At 64.2% G+C, this 18,110-nt stretch carries 15 protein-coding genes and 1 pseudogene; 14 read left to right on the forward strand and 2 right to left on the reverse strand.

Annotated features, from left to right (window positions below; translation table 11 throughout):
* Positions 1-69: 69 nt before the first annotated feature.
* Together cimA and GWG65_RS19055 are read left to right on the forward strand one after the other, a co-directional pair.
* Complete coding sequence (gene cimA / locus GWG65_RS19050) at positions 70-1,677, forward strand: citramalate synthase (protein ID WP_275197078.1); 1,608 nt, start codon at positions 70-72, stop codon at positions 1,675-1,677.
* Between the two features lie 185 nt (positions 1,678-1,862).
* Positions 1,863-2,240 carry a VOC family protein gene (locus GWG65_RS19055; RefSeq protein WP_275197079.1) on the forward strand — a complete coding sequence of 126 codons (378 nt, stop codon included), beginning with the start codon at positions 1,863-1,865 and terminating at the stop codon, positions 2,238-2,240.
* Between the two features lie 4 nt (positions 2,241-2,244).
* Here the strand turns inward: GWG65_RS19055 and GWG65_RS19060 are convergent, their stop codons facing one another.
* Positions 2,245-2,850, reverse strand: a complete 606-nt coding sequence (locus GWG65_RS19060) for a TIGR00730 family Rossman fold protein (RefSeq protein WP_275197080.1) — start codon at positions 2,848-2,850, stop codon at positions 2,245-2,247.
* 202 nt (positions 2,851-3,052) lie between these two features.
* On the opposite strand from GWG65_RS19060, the gene GWG65_RS19065 reads away from it, so the two are divergent.
* From GWG65_RS19065 to GWG65_RS19080, 4 genes and pseudogenes are all read left to right on the forward strand, one after another.
* A complete protein-coding gene (locus GWG65_RS19065) occupies positions 3,053-5,008 on the forward strand; it encodes an ABC transporter ATP-binding protein/permease (RefSeq protein WP_275197081.1) in 1,956 nt (651 codons plus the stop codon).
* Between the two features lie 57 nt (positions 5,009-5,065).
* Positions 5,066-5,791 (forward strand): annotated as a pseudogene (locus GWG65_RS19070) (phosphatidylserine decarboxylase); the annotation flags it as partial.
* A gap of 87 nt (positions 5,792-5,878) precedes the next feature.
* The gene (locus GWG65_RS19075) at positions 5,879-6,760 is read left to right on the forward strand and encodes a phosphatidylcholine/phosphatidylserine synthase (protein WP_275197082.1); all 882 of its coding nucleotides are present in this window, start codon (positions 5,879-5,881) and stop codon (positions 6,758-6,760) included.
* A gap of 126 nt (positions 6,761-6,886) precedes the next feature.
* Positions 6,887-7,606 (forward strand): RraA family protein, encoded by a 720-nt coding sequence (locus tag GWG65_RS19080; protein WP_275197083.1) that lies wholly within the window; start codon positions 6,887-6,889, stop codon positions 7,604-7,606.
* 13 nt (positions 7,607-7,619) lie between these two features.
* On the opposite strand, the gene GWG65_RS19085 is transcribed toward GWG65_RS19080, so the two are convergent.
* Positions 7,620-7,913 carry a hypothetical protein gene (locus GWG65_RS19085; RefSeq protein ID WP_275197084.1) on the reverse strand — a complete coding sequence of 98 codons (294 nt, stop codon included), beginning with the start codon at positions 7,911-7,913 and terminating at the stop codon, positions 7,620-7,622.
* A 95-nt stretch (positions 7,914-8,008) separates the two neighbouring features.
* On the opposite strand from GWG65_RS19085, the gene GWG65_RS19090 reads away from it, so the two are divergent.
* From GWG65_RS19090 to GWG65_RS19125, 8 genes are all read left to right on the forward strand, one after another.
* On the forward strand, positions 8,009-8,833 hold the full coding sequence (locus GWG65_RS19090; protein ID WP_275197085.1) for an SDR family NAD(P)-dependent oxidoreductase: 825 nt from the start codon (positions 8,009-8,011) through the stop codon (positions 8,831-8,833).
* A 312-nt stretch (positions 8,834-9,145) separates the two neighbouring features.
* On the forward strand, positions 9,146-9,919 hold the full coding sequence (locus GWG65_RS19095) for a MotA/TolQ/ExbB proton channel family protein (RefSeq protein WP_148743198.1): 774 nt from the start codon (positions 9,146-9,148) through the stop codon (positions 9,917-9,919).
* Positions 9,920-9,942: 23 nt separating this feature from the next.
* Positions 9,943-10,773: a flagellar motor protein MotB gene (locus GWG65_RS19100; protein WP_148743199.1), complete on the forward strand. Its 831-nt coding sequence runs from the start codon at positions 9,943-9,945 to the stop codon at positions 10,771-10,773.
* Positions 10,774-11,043: 270 nt separating this feature from the next.
* A complete protein-coding gene (locus tag GWG65_RS19105; protein ID WP_275197237.1) occupies positions 11,044-12,942 on the forward strand; it encodes a potassium transporter Kup in 1,899 nt (632 codons plus the stop codon).
* A 140-nt stretch (positions 12,943-13,082) separates the two neighbouring features.
* Complete coding sequence (locus GWG65_RS19110) at positions 13,083-15,011, forward strand: potassium transporter Kup (RefSeq protein ID WP_275197086.1); 1,929 nt, start codon at positions 13,083-13,085, stop codon at positions 15,009-15,011.
* Positions 15,012-15,367: 356 nt separating this feature from the next.
* Positions 15,368-15,694, forward strand: a complete 327-nt coding sequence (locus GWG65_RS19115) for a rhodanese-like domain-containing protein (protein ID WP_008139644.1) — start codon at positions 15,368-15,370, stop codon at positions 15,692-15,694.
* Between the two features lie 8 nt (positions 15,695-15,702).
* Positions 15,703-16,899, forward strand: coding sequence for an aminotransferase (locus GWG65_RS19120; RefSeq protein ID WP_275197087.1), 1,197 nt, complete (start codon positions 15,703-15,705; stop codon positions 16,897-16,899).
* 3 nt (positions 16,900-16,902) lie between these two features.
* A complete protein-coding gene (locus tag GWG65_RS19125; RefSeq protein ID WP_275197088.1) occupies positions 16,903-18,015 on the forward strand; it encodes a polyamine ABC transporter substrate-binding protein in 1,113 nt (370 codons plus the stop codon).
* Positions 18,016-18,110: the final 95 nt, after the last annotated feature.

Genomic DNA, 18,110 nt, shown 5'->3' on the forward strand with positions numbered 1-18,110 from the left:
CCTCCCGACGATGCTGCGCATCGTCGACCTCCCCCACAAGGGGGGAGGTAGCAACAATTGGCAGCGCTCATGAGCACGCAATCAAAAGAGCGTCTCTATCTGTTCGACACCACGCTGCGCGATGGGGCGCAGACCAATGGGGTCGATTTCACGCTCGCCGACAAGCAGGTCATCGCCGCGATGCTGGACGAGCTCGGCATCGATTATGTCGAGGGCGGCTATCCCGGCGCCAATCCGCTCGACACCGAGTTTTTCGGCACCAGGCCGAAGCTTGCGCATGCGCGCTTTGCCGCGTTCGGCATGACGCGGCGGGCAGGGCGCTCGGTCTCCAACGATCCGGGCGTTGCCGGGCTTTTGGAAGCGAAGGCCGATGCGATCTGTTTCGTCGCAAAATCCTCCGCCTATCAGGTGCGCGTCGCGCTGGAGACCACCAAGGAGGAAAACCTCGCCTCGATCCGCGACAGCGTCGCAGCCGCGAAGGCTGCCGGCCGCGAGGTCATGCTCGATTGCGAGCATTTTTTCGACGGCTACAAGGAGGACGCCAGCTTCGCGCTCGCCTGCGCCAAAGCCGCTTATGAATCCGGCGCGCGCTGGGTGGTGCTGTGCGACACCAATGGCGGCACCATGCCGAACGAGGTCGAGACCATCGTCACCGAGGTGACGAAACATATTCCCGGCGATCATCTCGGCATCCACGCCCATAATGATACCGAGCAGGCAGTGGCGAATTCGCTCGCCGCGGTGCGGGCCGGCGCGCGGCAGATCCAGGGCACGCTGAACGGCCTTGGCGAGCGTTGCGGCAATGCCAATCTCTGCTCGCTGATCCCGACCCTGAAGCTGAAAACGGAATTTGCCGACGCCTTCGAGATCAGCATCACAGCGGAGAAGCTGGCGACCCTGGTCAAGGTCTCGCGCACGCTGGACGACATGCTCAACCGCGTGCCGAACCGGCACGCGGCCTATGTCGGCGAGAGCGCCTTCGTCACCAAGACCGGAATCCACGCCTCCGCCGTGATGAAGGATCCGCAGACCTACGAGCATGTGTTGCCGGAGCTGGTCGGCAATCGTCGCAGGGTGCTGGTGTCGGACCAGGCCGGCCGCTCCAATGTCATTGCCGAACTCGACCGCGCCGGCATCGCCTACGAGAAGAGCGATCCGAAGCTGACGCGGCTGGTCGAGGAGTTGAAGGAGCGCGAGGCGCAAGGCTACGCCTACGAATCCGCCAATGCTTCGTTCGAGCTTCTGGCGCGCCGCACGCTCGGCAAGGTGCCGCACTATTTCGAGGTCGAGCAGTTCGACGTCAATGTCGAGCAGCGCTACAACGCGCTCGGCGAGCGCGTCACCGTCGCGCTGGCCGTGGTCAAGGTCGACGTCGCCGGCGAACATTTGATCTCGGCCGCCGAAGGCAACGGCCCGGTCAACGCGCTCGACGTCGCCTTGCGCAAGGACCTCGGCAAGTACCAGAAATACATCGAGGGGCTGACGCTGATCGACTACCGCGTGCGTATCCTCAACGGCGGCACCGGCGCGGTCACGCGTGTGCTGATCGAGAGCGAGGACGAGAACGGCGACAGCTGGACCACGGTCGGCGTGTCCCCGAACATCATCGACGCCTCGTTCCAGGCGCTGATGGATTCGGTGATCTACAAGCTCGTGAAATCGGGCGCACCGGCGTAGGACGACGGCGGCGCCACAAACGCCGTCATTCGGACCGCTGATCCCTCATCCTGAGGAGCTTGCGAAGCAAGCGTCTCGAAGGATGAAGGCCCGGCTGTTGGCCTCGCCCATCGAGACGCGCGCGAAGGGCGCGCTCCTCAGGGTGAGGAGCTGGCACTGTTGCTGCGCCTGGAAGGGGGAAGCAAATGATCGACCACATCTCGGTTGGCGTGAGCGATCTCGGTCGCTCCGCAAACTTCTACGAAGTCACGCTCGCCACCCTTGGGCTCACGCGCCTCGTGACGCGGCCGCGGACGGTCGGGTTCGGCAAGGCCTATCCCGAATTCTGGATCAATCTGCGCGATGGCATGGCGGCGGTAGCGCCGGAGAGCGGCGTGCATATCTGCCTGCGCGCCAAGACGACGGGCGAGGTCGATGCATTTCATGCCGCAGCGCTTGCGGCCGGCGGCGTATCGGATGGCGCGCCGGGCATCCGCCCGCACGACCGCGTGCGCTACTACGCCGCCTTCGTCGTCGATCCCGACGGCAACCGCATCGAGGCGGTGACGTTTCCGGCAGAGTAGAGCGTTACAGCCTACGCGCCACTTCCGGCGCCATTTCCTTCTCGGCTTCGCCGATCTGGGCCGCAGCCGTCTTCAGCTTCGGCAAGATCTCCTCGATCCGGTCGGCCTTGAGGATGTCGACCGAAAGGCCGGCGCGGATGAACTCGGTCTGGCGCATATGCGACAGTAGCGAGAACAGCGGCTCCCAGAAATTGTCGATATTGGCGAGCAGCACCGGCTTGGCGTGACGCCCCAGCTGCTTCCAGGTCAACTGCTCGACCAACTCCTCCAGCGTGCCGACGCCGCCCGGCAGCGCCACGAAGGCATCGGAGCGTTCGAACATCAGTCGCTTGCGCTCGTGCATGTCGGGGGTGACGATCATCTCCTGCACCCGGGTCAGCGCGTTCTCGCGCAGCCGCAGGAAGTCGGGGATGATGCCGGTGACGGTGCCGCCGTGATCGAGCACGGAGGTCGCGACCGCGCCCATCAGGCCGAGCGAACCGCCGCCATAGACGAGGCGGATGTTGCTCTCGGCGAGCGACTTGCCGAACGCCTTGGCGCCTTCGGTGAAGTTGGGATTGGTTCCGGGGCCGGAGCCGCAATAGACACAGACGGTTTTGATCGTGCTCATTGGTGCCATGATGCATTGCAGCGAAGAGGCGTCAAGCCCAATCGGTGATTCGGACCTACCGGAAATCTACCGGTAAATGGCGACAAACAATCGAAGATTCGCCATCTGGCGGGGTGCGCTGGCATCCGGAAGTCTCTATATGACGGGCGAAAATCTTAAAATCGCAACGCTGCCCGCATCCGGCGGGCCTTCAGGCTTTTTGATGGACCAACCTCAATCGCTCGGCGGCGCCGACGTTCCTGATCCTGCCGGCGGACCGCTGGAGCGGGCCACCTTGATGGGCACGCTGGCGCATCTGTGGCCCTATATCTGGCCCGGCGACCGTTTCGACCTGAAGATGCGCGTGGTCTGGTCGATGGTGCTGTTGCTCGCCGCCAAGCTGATCACGCTGACGGTGCCGTTCAGCTTCAAATGGGCGACGGACGCGCTGACGGGCGCCAACACTGCGCCGGTGCAGGCGGACAATTGGCAGCTCTGGGTGATCGCATCGCCGCTGCTTTTGACGGCGAGCTACGGCGCGATGCGCATCGTGATGGCGGTCCTGACGCAATGGCGCGACGGCATCTTCGCGCGCGTCGCCATGCACGCGGTGCGCAAGCTCGCCACCATCACCTTCATTCACATGCACGAGCTCTCGCTGCGCTTTCACCTCGAGCGTAAGACCGGCGGCCTGACGCGCGTGCTCGAGCGCGGCCGCGAGGGCATCGAGGTCATCGTGCGCATGGTGATCCTGCAGCTGATCCCGACCATCGTCGAGGTCTCGCTGCTGCTCGCGGTGCTGCTGTGGCAGTTCGACTGGCGCTACGTGCTCGCGACCCTGATCACGGTCGCCGTCTACATGTATTACACCTACATCGCGACCGAGTGGCGGATCGGCATCCGCCGCAAGATGAACGATTCCGATACCGAGGCGAACACCAAGGCGATCGACTCGCTGCTCAACTACGAGACCGTCAAATATTTCAGCGCCGAGGCCCGCGAGGCACAGCGCTACGACCGATCGGTTGCGCGCTACGAAGAATCGAGCGTCAACGCCTATACTTCGCTGGCCGTGCTCAACACCGGGCAGGCCGTGATCTTCACGCTGGGGCTGACCGCGACCATGCTGATGTGCGCGATGGGCGTGCGCAACGGCACCAATACGGTCGGCGATTTCGTGCTGGTCAACGCAATGATGATCCAGCTGTACCAGCCCCTGAATTTCATGGGCATGGTCTATCGCGAGATCAAGCAGGCGATTATCGACATCGAAAAGATGTTCAATGTTCTCGGCCGCGAGGCCGAGATCAAGGACGCGCCCGATGCGCAGCCGCTGGTGGTCGCCACAGGCCATCTGCGTTTCGAGGACGTGCGCTTTGCCTATGAGCCGGCGCGGCCGATCCTCAAGGGCATCAGCTTCGAGGTGCCGGCCGGCAAGACCGTTGCGATCGTCGGCCCCTCCGGCGCCGGCAAGTCGACCATCTCGCGGCTCCTGTTCCGCCTTTACGACATCTCCGGCGGAAGCATTTCGATCGACGGCCAGGACATCCGCGAGGTCACGCAGGCCAGCTTGCGCGCCTCCATCGGCATGGTGCCGCAGGACACCGTGCTGTTCAATGACACCATCCGCTACAACATCCGCTATGGCCGCTGGGACGCCAGCGATGCCGAGGTTGAGCAGGCTGCGCGGCTGGCGCAGATCGACCATTTCATCCGCATGGCGCCGAAGGGCTACGAGACTCAGGTCGGCGAGCGCGGCTTGAAACTGTCCGGTGGTGAGAAGCAGCGCGTCGCCATCGCGCGCACCGTGCTGAAGGCGCCGCCGATCCTGGTGCTGGACGAGGCCACCTCGGCGCTCGACACCCATACCGAGCACGAGATCCAGGGCGCGCTCGACCGCGTGGCGAAAAACCGCACCTCGCTCGTGATCGCGCACCGGCTCTCGACCATCGTCGGCGCCGACGAGATCATCGTGCTGGACCAGGGCCGGATCGCCGAGCGCGGCACCCACGCCGATTTGCTGGCGCAGGGCGGCCTCTATGCCAGCATGTGGAACAGGCAGCGCGAGGCGGAGGCCGCGCGCGAGAAACTGGCCAGGATGGCCGACAGCGGCGAGGCGCCGAACCGGGCGCCGCCGCCGGTCGACGACGTCCTGACGACGCCTGCGGCCGCGGAGTGAGCTTGTCTCCGGTCCCAACTCTGGCCTAAACAACTCCACCGCGCGAGACGACCCGCGCCATCAACCCCTGAGCGGCAGATTGCGATGTCCATTCTCGATTCGATCCAGCGTCAGATCCCGCCGATCCACAAGGAGGGCTATCCCTTCATCGGTGGCTTTGCGCTGGCAAGCCTTCTCCTGTTCTGGCTGTGGTCGCCGCTCGGGTGGATCGGCACCGCGCTGACGGTGTGGTGCGCGCTGTTCTTCCGCGACCCCGTCAGGGTGACACCGGTGCGCGAGGGGCTCGTGGTGTCGCCGGCCGACGGGCGGGTATCGATGATCACCATGGCGCTGCCGCCGGCCGAGCTTGGGCTCGGCGATCGGCCGCTGCCGCGTATCTCGGTCTTCATGAGTGTGTTCAATTGCCACGTGAATCGCAGTCCGGTAGCGGGCAGGGTGGATCGCATCGCCTACCGGCCTGGTCTCTTTATCAATGCCGAGCTCGACAAGGCGAGCGAGGACAATGAGCGCAATTCGCTGGTGATCTCGACGCCCACGGCGCGGATCGGCGTGATCCAGATCGCGGGCCTGGTCGCCAAGCGTATCGTCTGCTTCGTCAAGGAAGGGCAGGCGATCGGCGTCGGCGAGCGGTTCGGTCTGATCCGATTCGGCTCGCGGCTTGACGTCTATCTGCCGATCGGCACCAAGGCGCTGGTCTCGGAAGGGCAAACCGCGATCGCCGGCGAGACCATCCTGGCCGATCTTGCCGGTGACGACCCGAGCCGCACTTACCGCGCCAATTAACCATTAAGTCGGGGCATCGGGGCCTTCCGCCGCAATGGCGGAGGGGAACGCGGCTTGCTATATCTCGCCTGAGGTGAGGACGAGCCAATGACGCCCTATGACTTCAAAGATCCTGACGTGCGCCGCCGGCGGTTCCGCCCGATTCCGGTGCGCATGCTGGTGCCCAACGTCATCACCCTGCTGGCGATCTGCGCCGGCCTGACCTCGATCCGGCTGTCGATCGAGGGGCGGATGTCGCTCGCGGTCTACGCCATCGTGTTCGCCGCCGCGCTCGACGGCATCGACGGCCGCGTCGCGCGCCTGATCAAGGGCCAGTCGAAGTTCGGGGCCGAGCTCGACAGCCTCGCCGACTTCGTCAATTTCGGCGTTGCGCCCGGCTTGATGCTGTATTTCTGGCAGTTGCACGAGCTGGGCAATGCCGGCTGGATCGCTGCCATGGTGTTCGCGATCTCCGGCGGCCTGCGGCTCGCGCGCTTCAACGCCACCATGGACGATCCCAACAAGCCGGCCTTCGCCGCCAATTTCTTCACCGGCGTGCCGGCGCCCGCCGGCGCGATCACGGTGCTGCTGCCGATCTATGTCGCGTTCCTCGATCTCGGCCGTTGGCCGGCGGCGCTGACGGCCGGCTATACGCTGCTGATCGCCTTCCTGATGGTATCGCGCCTGCCGGTGTTCTCCGGCAAGACCAAGCGCATGCGCGTGCCGCCCGAGCTGGTGCTGCCGGCGTTTGTTGCGGTGATCGTCTTCATCGCGATCCTGATCGCCTATCCCTGGCACGTGCTCTCGATCGGCACGGTGCTGTATCTGCTGGGCTTGCCGCTCGGCTACAAATCCTATCGTGACCAGGCGCGCGCCACGCAAGCTGTCGCGCCGTCCGGAGCCGATGTCGCGGCGCCGCCATCATCTTCGGCCCTGACGGCAAGCCCGCCGGAGCCGCTGCACGACGACCGGCCCGATCGGCTGCACTGAGCAGCGACACTCGAGATATCTGCCATGAGGGCGTGCTGAGTTGGGTAAACGCCCGATCTCGGCTATATCCGCCCAGTGCCGGCGGCATCGCAACAAACAGCCGCCGCCAATCTGGGAGAGAACGCCGTGACTGATACCGCGACCGGGCCGCTGCCCGCTTCCGTCCTCGAAGCGCTGGGCCGCTATGACACGCCGACGATCTGCAACGCCATGGAGATCGTGGCGCCCGAGCGGCGGCTGATCGGCTACACGACCAAGCAGCTGGTCTGCCCGTTCCCCGACCTGCCGCCGATCGTCGGCTATGCCCGCACTGTTGCGATCCGCTCGGTGCTGAAATCCTCGCTGGCACCGGAGGAGCAGTCCAGGCGCCGCATCGACTATTACGAATATGTCGGCACCGGCCACGGACCGCGCATCTCGGTGATCCAGGACATCGACGGCCCCGACGTCGGCTACGGCGCGTTCTGGGGCGAGGTGCAGAGCAACGTGCACAAGGCGCTCGGTTGCCTCGGCGTCATCACCGACGGCTCGATCCGCGACATCCCGCAATGGGCTCCCGGTTTCCAGGCGCTCGCCGGCTCGATCGGCCCGTCGCATGCATGGGTGCATGCCGAGAGCTTCGGCGGCGAGGTCCGCGTCGCCGGTATGACCGTCAGGTCCGACGATCTCATCCACGCCGACCAGCACGGCGCCATCGTGATCCCGCTCGACGTTGCGGCAAAACTTCCCGAGGCGGCCGAGCTCTGTGGCCGCCGCGAGACGCCGATCCTGGAGATCGCCCGCAGCCCCGACTTCTCGCTGGAGAAGCTGAAGGCCGCGCTGAAGCGCTCGTCGGAGATCCACTGACGGCGCGAAAGATCTACGGCCGCGACGCCGGTCGTGGGCCGCCCTGTTCCGTCAAGGACAGGGCGGCCTGATCCGGCTCGCCGAACACTGCGGCCGCGCATCCGATCAAGGCGAAGCCGCCGGCAAGATCCCACAGCGTGATGCGTTCCGCATTGTCGGGGACCTGAAGCAAGCGCGCTGCGATCACGGCGAGGGCAGCCTCGGCAAAGAGCAGGATGCTGAACGCCGGCAGGACGAGCTCCGGCCCAAGCAGGTGCAGGGCCAGAACCGCGGGAAGCGCTGTGAGCAGGCTGAACAGTGTGATCATTGCGATGGCTCCGCCATGAGCATGCCGCAGGGTTATACAATACTACCTGATCCCTCGTCGCGGATGTGGCGCAGGGCCGCAGCGGGAGGCGCGCAATGAAGATGCAAGACAAGACCGTCCTGATAACCGGCTCGACCGACGGCGTCGGCCGCTACGTCGCTCGCCGGCTGGCCGAAGACGGTGCAAGGGTTCTGATCCATGGCCGCGACGCCGCGCGCGCTAAGACGCTGATCGACGAAATCGTGGAGGCTGGCCACGCCGCGCCTTCCTTCTATCAAGCTGACCTGTCGTCGATGTCGGGCACGCGCGCGCTCGCCGCGGCCGTGATCCGCGATCACCGGCGTCTCGATGTCTTCGTCAGCAATGCGGGCATCGGTTCGCAAAACGACGGTCCGCAGCGGCAGGTCAGCGGCGACGGTCACGAGCTGCGCTTTGCCGTGAACTATCTCCCGGGCTTCCTGCTCGCCCATCTGTTGCTGCCGCTGCTGCAGGCCGCTGCGCCGTCGCGCATCGTCAACGTCGCCTCGCTCGGCCAGCACCCCATCGATTTCGATGATGTCATGATTACGAAGGGCTACAGCGGCTCGCGCGCCTATGCGCAAAGCAAGCTCGCGCAGATCATGTTCACGATCGATCTTGCCGAAGAGCTCAGGGCCGCCGGCATCACCGTGAACGCGCTGCACCCGGCGACTTACATGAACACCACGATGGTCCGTGCCGGCGGCATCGCGCCGATCTCGACGGTGGAGCAGGGCGGCGCGGCGATCCTGCACCTGGTCCAAGGCGACGACGTCGCGGGCAAGAGCGGCCTGTTCTTCAACGGCATGAACGAGGCGCGCGCCAACCCGCAGGCCTATGATGCCGATGCACGCAGGCGCCTGCGCGCGCTCAGCCTGGATCTGACGGGCCTGTCGGCCTAAAGCGCGATGAGAGGGGGGATGAATCATCATCGCGCTTTAGGTTGTTGTTGGAGCATGATCTTTTCGGAAAACCGCTTCGCACTTTTCCGGATCATGCTAGCGCGGCTCCATCATGGTTAGCAAAGCGTTGAGATTGCTGTCGGCGGCGGGCAACTGTGCCGCTGCGGCGCGCGCGTTGCGTTCGCCCCACGCTGTTCCGACTTAACCTTTACGCGTCTTTAATCGCGGCCCACTAGGGTTTTCGATGCGGTTCGGGGTTGGACTGCGCCATCGGCCAGGACGGCCGTTGTTGCGTTCGCGTTGGAGTCTCCCATGGATATCATGACGAGCGTCGGCCTCGTGGTGGGCATTATCGTCATTGCGACGATGATGCTGCTGGGCGGCGATCTTCACATGTTCATCTCCGAACATGCCATGATCATCATCTTCGGCGGGTCGACCGCAGCGACCATGATCCGCTTTCCTCTCTCGACGCTGATTCATGGCCTGCCGCTCGGCGCCAAATTTGCCTTCACGATGAGCCGTCTGTCGGCGCACGACCTCGTCGACGAGCTCGCCCGCATCGCCGAGATCGCCCGCAAGCAGGGCCCGGTGGGCCTGGAGAAGGTCGAAACCGACGAGCCGTTCCTGGCCAAGGGCATCCGCTTCGTCGCCGACGGCTACGACCTCGATTTCATCCGCGACAATCTCGAGCGCGACCGCGACAACTTCCTCATGCATCTGGACGAGGGTAGCAAGATCTACCGCGCCATCGGCGACTGCGCCCCGGCCTTCGGCATGGTCGGCACGCTGATCGGCATGGTGCAGATGTTCGCCAACATGACCGACCCCTCCAAGCTCGGTCCGTTCATGGCCACCGCGCTGCTCGCGACGCTGTACGGCGCGCTGGTCGCGAACCTCTTCTGCATACCGATCGCCGACAAGCTGCACGGCAAGCTCCTGGACGAAGAGACCAACCGTACGCTGATCATCGACGGCATCCTCATGATCCGCGACTCCAAGAGCCCGACGCTGGTGCGCGAAATGCTGCTGGCCTATTTGCCCGAGAAGCACCGCCACGCCGAAGGCGAGCCGGTTCCGGCGTAGCGCCGGACGCCGGGGGCTGACCAATGGCCAAGAAGAAGCGTGGCGATTCACACGGAGGCGGTCACGGCTGGTTCGTGACGTTCGCCGATCTGATGGGCCTGATGATGAGCTTCTTCGTGATGCTCGTCGCGTTCTCCACCCAGGATGCCAACAAGCTGAAGGTCGTCGCAGGCTCGATGCGCGATGCCTTCGGCGTGCAGACCGAGGCGCGCTACGCCGGCATCGTCGAGTCCGACGGCCTGCCGACCCGGCCGCGGCTGAAAAACGTCGATCACATCCAGCCCGAAGACGCCTCCAATACACCGACGCCGGATCAGGAGGATCGTGACCGCACCTCGGGTGCGAAGATCAAGGTCGACCGCAACTTCGCGCTCGCCGCCGCCTCGCTGCGCCAGGCCTTGCAGGACATGCCTGAACTGACCGAGATGTCCAAGCACATCATGTTCGAGGAGACCAAGCAGGGCCTCAACCTCGAGATCGTCGATCAGGACGGCCGCTCGATGTTTGCCGACGGCTCAAAGGTGCCCTACGACCGCACCCGTCGCCTGATCGAGAAGCTCGCGATTCCGCTCAAGGCGACGCCGCTGCGTGTCTCCATCGCCGGCCACACTGCTGCCGGCTTCGTACCAGCCCGCGGCGATTACGGCGCCTTCGACCTGTCGGCCGATCGTGCCAATGCCGTGCGCCAGATCCTCGAGCGCGAGGGCCTGCCGCCGTCGCACATCTTCGCTGTCACCGGCAAGTCGGATACGCAGCCGCTGTTTCCGGACGATCCTTCGCTCGCGGCCAACCGGCGGGTGACCATCACGCTGATGCGCGAGGATCCACCGCTGCCGCCGAATTTGAAGCCCTAGGGCGTTTTCCAGCGAAGTGGACGAGTTCGCGCCAAGAAAAAGCGTCAAGACAGGGATCGAGAGCCGTTCCGATTCGACGCGACGGAAGCGGCTCCCCAGTGCACTTGCGCTACCATTTTACCTGAAGCATATCGTCGCTATGGCGATGAACGTGGCCGCGCCGTCACAGCATCCGCTGCGGTGCCTGCTATGGTGGGCCAATTGACAGGCGCGCCGGAAGCGTCAAAAGGCGCCGGATCAATTCCAGTGGACGAAGCGTTCTCCACCCTCATGACGGCGAGCATCACATCGACCGAGACCCAGGAAGGGCCGGTCACCTCGGGTTTTTGGTCCCTCACGCTTGGGAGCATCGGCGTCGTCTTCGGTGACATCGGGACCTCGCCGCTCTACGCGTTTCACGAGGCGGTCAGGGGCGCGGCCCACGGCGAGCCGGTGTCGCGGGTCATCGTGCTCGGCGTGCTCTCGCTGATCCTCTGGGCGCTCTTTGTCGTCGTCACCGCCAAATACGTCCTGTTGCTGCTGCGCGCCGACAACAACGGGGAAGGCGGGACGCTCTCCCTCATGGCGCTCGGACAGCGCGCGCTGGGGCGGCGGAGCTGGTTCCTGATGGCGCTTGGCGTGGTTGGCGCCTCCATGTTCATCGGCGATTCCATGATCACGCCGGCGATCTCGGTGCTGTCGGCGGTCGAAGGTCTCAAGCTCGCCACGCCTGCCTTCGAGCATTACGTGGTGCCGCTCACCGTTCTCATCCTGGTGCTGCTGTTCGCGGTCCAGAGCAAGGGCACGGCGCTGGTGGCGTCCGCCTTCGGGCCGGTCATGGTGGTCTGGTTTACCTGTCTGGCGGTGATGGGCATGGTCCACATCGCCGACGATCCCTCGGTGCTTGTGGCCATCAATCCCTATTACGCGGTGCACTTCCTGCTGTCGCACGGCACGATCGGCCTGGTGACACTGGGCGCCGTATTCCTGGCCGTGACCGGCGGCGAGGCGCTCTATGCCGATCTCGGCCATTTCGGCCGCAAGCCGATCCAGTCGGCCTGGATGTTCCTCGTGCTGCCCTCGCTGCTGATCAACTATTTCGGACAGGGCGCGCTGGTGCTGTCCGATCCCAGCGCGATCGAACACTCCTTCTATCGCATGGTGCCCGAGTATCTGGTGCTGCCGCTGGTCGGGCTTGCGACCGCGGCCACCGTGATCGCCAGCCAGGCGGTGATCACCGGCGCTTATTCGCTGGTCTATCAGGCGGTGCAGCTCGGCCTCTTGCCGCGCTTTGAGGTGCGCTACACCTCCGAAACCCATGCAGGCCAAATCTATCTGCCGCGCGTGAACCGGCTGCTCCTGATCGGCGTGATGTTGCTGGTGCTGTTGTTCCGCACCCCGAGCAACCTTGCCTCGGCGTACGGCATCGCGGTCTCCACCACCATGGTTGCCGACGGCATCATGGGCTTCATCGTGATCTGGAAATTGTGGAACTGGCGCGCTGCGACGGCCGCGGTCGTGATCTTGCCGTTCGTCGTGGTCGACATGACCTTCTTCAGCGCCAATCTGTTGAAGCTGCTCGAAGGCGCCTGGGTGCCGCTGTTGTTTGGCGCGACGATGGCGGCGACGATCTGGACCTGGCGTAGGGGCTCGGGAATCCTGACCCAGAAAACCCGCCGGATCGAGGTCCCGCTCGACGATCTGCTCCGGAGCCTGGAGAAGCGGCCACCGCACGTCGTCAAGGGCACGGCGGTGTTCCTGACCAGCGATCCCGCCTTCGTACCCACCGCGCTGTTGCACAACCTCAAGCACAACAAGGTGCTGCACGAGCACAACGTGGTCCTGACCATCGAGACTGCGCATACGCCGCGGGTCGACCTGTCGGAGCGGTTCCATATGGAGAAGATCAGCGACAAGTTCTTCAAGGTCCGCCTGCGCTTTGGCTACATGGAGCAGCCGAACGTTCCCAAGGCGCTCGCAATCGCGCGCAAGCAGGGCTGGCAGTTCGACATCATGTCGACCTCGTTCTTCGTGTCGCGCCGCTCGCTGAAGGCCTCGGCGCAGTCCGGCATGCCGCTGTGGCAGGACCACCTGTTCATCGCGCTGAGCCGGTCCGCCAACGATGCCACCGACTATTTCCAGATTCCCACCGGACGGGTGGTTGAAGTCGGGACCCAAGTCACCATTTGACCGGATGGGCGGATGTATGCGATTTTTGCATGGCAAGAGCCTAAAATCGCGCTAGGCTATGCCGGCAGCGCAAGACTATAAGCCCGCGCGCTCTGCTGCCGTGCAGTGAAGCTTTTTTTTAGAGGCCATCAGTCTCTCCCATGACGAGTGAAGTAGCTGCTCCCGCCCCGGAAACGGCGGCTGCCAATGGGCATGGCGAAGCCCACACCACGGCCGGTTTCGGCGCACTGACGCTTGGCAGCATCGGTGTCGTCTACGGCGACATCGGGACCAGCCCGCTTTACGCTTTTCGCGAGGCGGTGGTCGCTGCCTCGGGCGCAGGCGGTGTGCCGACGACGGCCGCCGTGCTGGGCGTGCTCTCGCTGATCCTATGGGCGCTCATCATCGTGGTGACGCTCAAATACGTCGTGATTCTGCTTCGTGCCGACAACAATGGCGAGGGCGGCACGCTAGCCCTCATGGCGCTTGCCCAGCGCGCGGTCGGAAAGAAGGGGGGCGCGATTGTCCTTCTCGGTATCATCTCGGGTGCGCTGTTCTACGGTGACGCGGTGATCACGCCAGCGCTGTCGGTGCTGTCGGCAGTGGAAGGGACCAAGGACCTCACCGAGAGTTTCGAGCCCTATATCGTCCCGCTGACAGTTCTGATCCTGCTTGTGCTGTTTGCCGCACAATCGCGCGGCACGGCGCGTGTTGCGGCCCTTTTCGGCCCAATCACATGCATCTGGTTCGCGGCCATTGCAGTGGCGGCGATCGGTCCGATCCTGAACCAGCCGCAGGTGCTGCTCGCACTGAACCCGCTTTATGCCGTGTCCTTCATGCTCCATCATGGCATCATTGGCTTCGTCACGCTCGGCGCGGTGTTTCTGGCCGTGACTGGCGCGGAAGCGCTCTATGCCGATCTCGGCCATTTCGGCAAGCGGCCGATCCAGACCGCCTGGCTGTTCATCGTGCTCCCGGCGCTGGCGCTTAACTACATCGGACAGGCCGCGCTTGTGATTGCCGACCCCAAGGCGATCGAGAGTCCCTTCTTTCAGTTGTACCCTCAAGGGTGGATCCGCGGCGCGATGGTGCTTCTCGCCACCGCCGCCACCGTCATCGCGAGCCAGGCCGTTATCACCGGCGCCTATTCACTGACGCGCCAGGCAATCCAGCTTGGACTTTTGCCGCGCTTTGAAATTCGCCATACCTCTGAAGCCCATTCGGGGCAGATCTTCATCCCGCGCGTCAATACGCTGCTCCTGGTGTTCGTGTTATTGCTCGTGCTGATGTTCCGCTCGTCCAGCGCGCTGGCCTCGGCCTATGGCATCTCGGTCACCGGAACCATGGTGGTTACGGCCATGATGGGTTTTGTCGTGATCTGGAAAGTATGGCGGTGGTCTGCGTTTGCTGCCGCCGCGCTGATTGCGCCCTTCCTGTTCCTCGACCTGACCTTCCTGGCGGCAAACCTGCTCAAGGTCTTCGAGGGCGGCTGGGTGCCGCTCGCGCTCGGCGCTGTTATGATCCTCCTGATGTACACGTGGCGGCGTGGCAGCCGGCTGCTGTTCGAGAAGTCGCGCAAGCTCGAGTTCCCGCTCGCTGATCTCGTGGCAATGCTGGAGAAGCGCCCGCCAACCCGGGTGCCGGGTACCGCCGTGTTCCTGACCAGCGATCCCCTCAGCGCGCCGACCGCGCTGATGCACAGTCTGAAACACTACAAAGTGCTGCACGAGAAGAACGTCATTCTCACCATCGAGACCGCGCATACGCCGCGGATCGATCCGGCCGAGCGCGTCAAGCTGGAGCAGATCAGCCCGACCTTCTCCAAGGTGACGCTCAAGTTCGGCTTCATGGAATCGCCCAACGTGCCGAAGGCGCTGGCGATCGCCCGCAAGCTCGGCTGGCAATTCGACATCATGTCGACGTCGTTCTTCCTGTCGCGCCGGGCGCTCAAGCCCGCGGTCCATTCCGGCATGCCGCGCTGGCAGGACCGGCTGTTCATCTCGCTCAGCCGCTCGGCGAACGATGCCACCGACTATTTCCAGATCCCCAGCGGCCGCGTGGTTGAAGTCGGCACGCAGGTGACGATCTAAGCTGACGATCGAGGCGGCCGCCCCGCTTCCATACCGTCCGCTGTCATCGCCCGCGCAGGCGGGCGATCCAGTATTCCAGAGACAGTGCGGGGGATATAGTGAGGCCACGGCGTACTGGATTCCCCGCCTTCGCGGGGAATGACACCGAATTTGATGAGCGACCTCCCAGCCGAGCCTGAGAGGTGACGCAGGCTCTCCAGGCATGGGCCTGAAAGCGCACTTCAAGTCGCTGCGATTTAGCTTTAACTTGCAGCGTATCGCTCAAGCCTTTGTAGCGCTTGATTTTCGTGAGCCGAGAGGCGAGGTTGCCGCCGGCCGGCATCGTCCCGGCGCGAGCTCGAATGTTGGAGGATGATGTGGCAAACCAGGTACAGGATCTGACCCCGGACGAGGTCTCCAAGGGTGTCGCGGAAGGGCGCTATCTGCTGGTCGACGTTCGCGAGCCGAACGAGGTCGAAGCCGAGGCCTATCCCTACGGTGTCGTGGTTCCGCTCTCGACCTTCGACCCAAAGGCGATCCCCGATCCGCAAGGCAAGGAAGTCGTGTTCGCCTGCCGATCCGGCAAGCGCTCGGTGACGGCCTCGCTCGCAGCGCAGGCGGCTGGCCTTCCCTACGACAAGCATCTCGCCGGCGGCATGCTGGGTTGGAAGGCGGCGGGTCTTCCCAGCAAGGTCGGCGGCTGACCCGGCCGATGTCCGACAATCCTTCCCTGAACAAGAGCTCCTCCCTGAACAAGGTCTTCGCCGACCTTCCCGTCACCATCTTCGAGGCGATGTCGCAGGCCGCGCGCGACAACGCCGCCATCAATCTCGGCCAGGGCTTTCCCGACGATCCCGGTCCCGAGGACATCCGCCGCGCCGCGGCCGACGCCTCGCTCAACGGCTACAACCAATATCCGTCGATGATGGGCCTGCCGGAGCTGCGCCAGGCGATCGCGACCCATTACGGCCACTGGCATGGCCTCAAGCTCGACCCGATGAGCGAGGTGATGGTGACCTCGGGCGGCACCGAGGCCCTGACCTCGGCCATCCTGGCGGTGGTCCAGCCCGGCGACGAGGTGGTCTGCTTTCAGCCGGTCTATGATTCCTACCTGCCGATCATCCGCCAGGCTGGCGGCATTCCGCGTCTCGTGCGGCTCGAGCCGCCGGGCTGGCGGCTGAATGAGGACATGCTGAAAAGCGTCTTCAATTCAAAGACCAAGGCGGTGCTCTTCAACAATCCCTTGAACCCATCCGCGGTGGTCTATCCGCGCGAGGACCTCGATCTCCTGGCGCGCTACTGCCAGGAGTTCGACGTCATCGCGATCTGCGACGAGGTCTGGGAGCACGTCACCTTCGACGAGCACAAGCACATCCCGCTGATCACCATCCCCGGCATGCGCGAGCGCACCATCAAGGTCGGCTCGGCCGGCAAGATCTTCTCGCTGACGGGCTGGAAGATCGGCTTCGTCTGCGCCGCGCCACAGCTGTTGCGCGTCGCCGCCAAGGTGCACCAGTTCCTGACCTTCACGACCGCGCCGAACCTGCAGGCCGCCGTCGCCTACGGCCTCGGCAAGCCGGACGAGTATTTCCTGTCAATGCGCAAGGACCTGACCCGGAGCAGGGATCGTCTGACCAAGGGCCTCGAGAGCCTCGGCTTCCCCGTGTTGAAGTCGCAGGGCACCTACTTCCTGACCGTCGACCTGTCGCCGCTCGGGCTCAACGAGAGCGATGCCGAATTCTGCTGGCGGATCGTGAAGGACTACAAGGTGGCGGCAATCCCGGTCTCGGCCTTCTACGAGCAGGATCCGGTGACCTCGGTGGTCCGCTTCTGCTTTGCCAAGAAGGACGAGACGCTCGACACCGCATTGGAGCGGCTGTCGGACGCCGTGCGCCGGCGCAAGGGGTAGATGATGAAGAAGGTCAGCCGTCTCGGCGTTTTCCTTGGTCTTGCGACCGCCGCGGCGCTGACGCTGCTCTCGCAAGGGGCCGCCGCCGACGGGCGCGTCGTCAACTTCTACAACTGGTCCAATTACATGGCGCCGGACGTCCTTGAGGCCTTCACCAAGGAGACCGGCATCAAGGTGGTCTACGACACCTTCGACGCCAACGAGACGCTGGAGACGCGCCTGATGGCCGGCAAGTCCGGCTACGACGTCGTGGTGCCGACCGCCTATTTTCTCCAGCGCCAGATCAAGGCCAACATCTTCCAGAAGCTCGACAAGTCGAAGCTGCCGAATCTGGCCAACGCCTGGCCGATGGTGACCAAGAATCTCGCAACCTACGATCCCGGCAATGAGTTTGCCGCGAACTACATGTGGGGCACGACCGGCATCGGCTACAACGTCGCCAAGGTGAAGCAGATCCTCGGGCCGGACGCCAAGATCGACAGCTGGGACATCGTCTTCAAGCCGGAGAACCTGGCCAAGTTCAAAGACTGCGGCGTCCACATGCTCGATTCCGCCGACGATATATTTCCGGCGGCGCTGAACTATCTCGGGCTCGATCCGAACTCGACCAAGCAGGCCGACCTGGAGAAAGCCACTGACGTCGTGGCCAAGGTCCGCCCCTACGTGCGCAAGTTTCACTCGTCCGAATATCTCAGCGCGCTTGCCACCGGCGAGATCTGCCTCGTGGTCGGCTGGTCCGGCGACATCATGCAGGCCCGCGCCCGCGCGGCGGAAGCCAAAGGCGGCATCGAGATCGGCTACGCGATCCCTAAGGAGGGCGCGCAGATGTTCTTCGACAATCTCGCGATCCCGGCGGACGCCAGGAACGTCAAGGAAGCCTACGAGCTGATCAACTATCTCTACCGCCCCGATGTCGCCGCCAAGAACTCGGATTTTTTGTCCTACGCCAACGGCAATCTCGCCAGCCAGAAGCTGGTCGATCCGAAGATTCTGAACGACAAGAACATCTATCCGGACGAGGCGACGCTCTCAAAGCTGTTCGTCATCACGGCGCGTGAGCCGGCGACGCAGCGCGTCATCAACAGGCTTTGGACCAGGGTGAAGACGGGAAGGTGACAAACTACGTTGCGTCATTGCGAGCGAAGCGAAGCAATCCAGAATCTCTCCGCGGATGCAGCCTGGATTGCTTCGCGTCGCTCGCAATGACAGGG

It is taken from the genome of Bradyrhizobium sp. CSA207 (assembly GCF_029051685.1).
GTDB lineage: Bacteria > Pseudomonadota > Alphaproteobacteria > Rhizobiales > Xanthobacteraceae > Bradyrhizobium.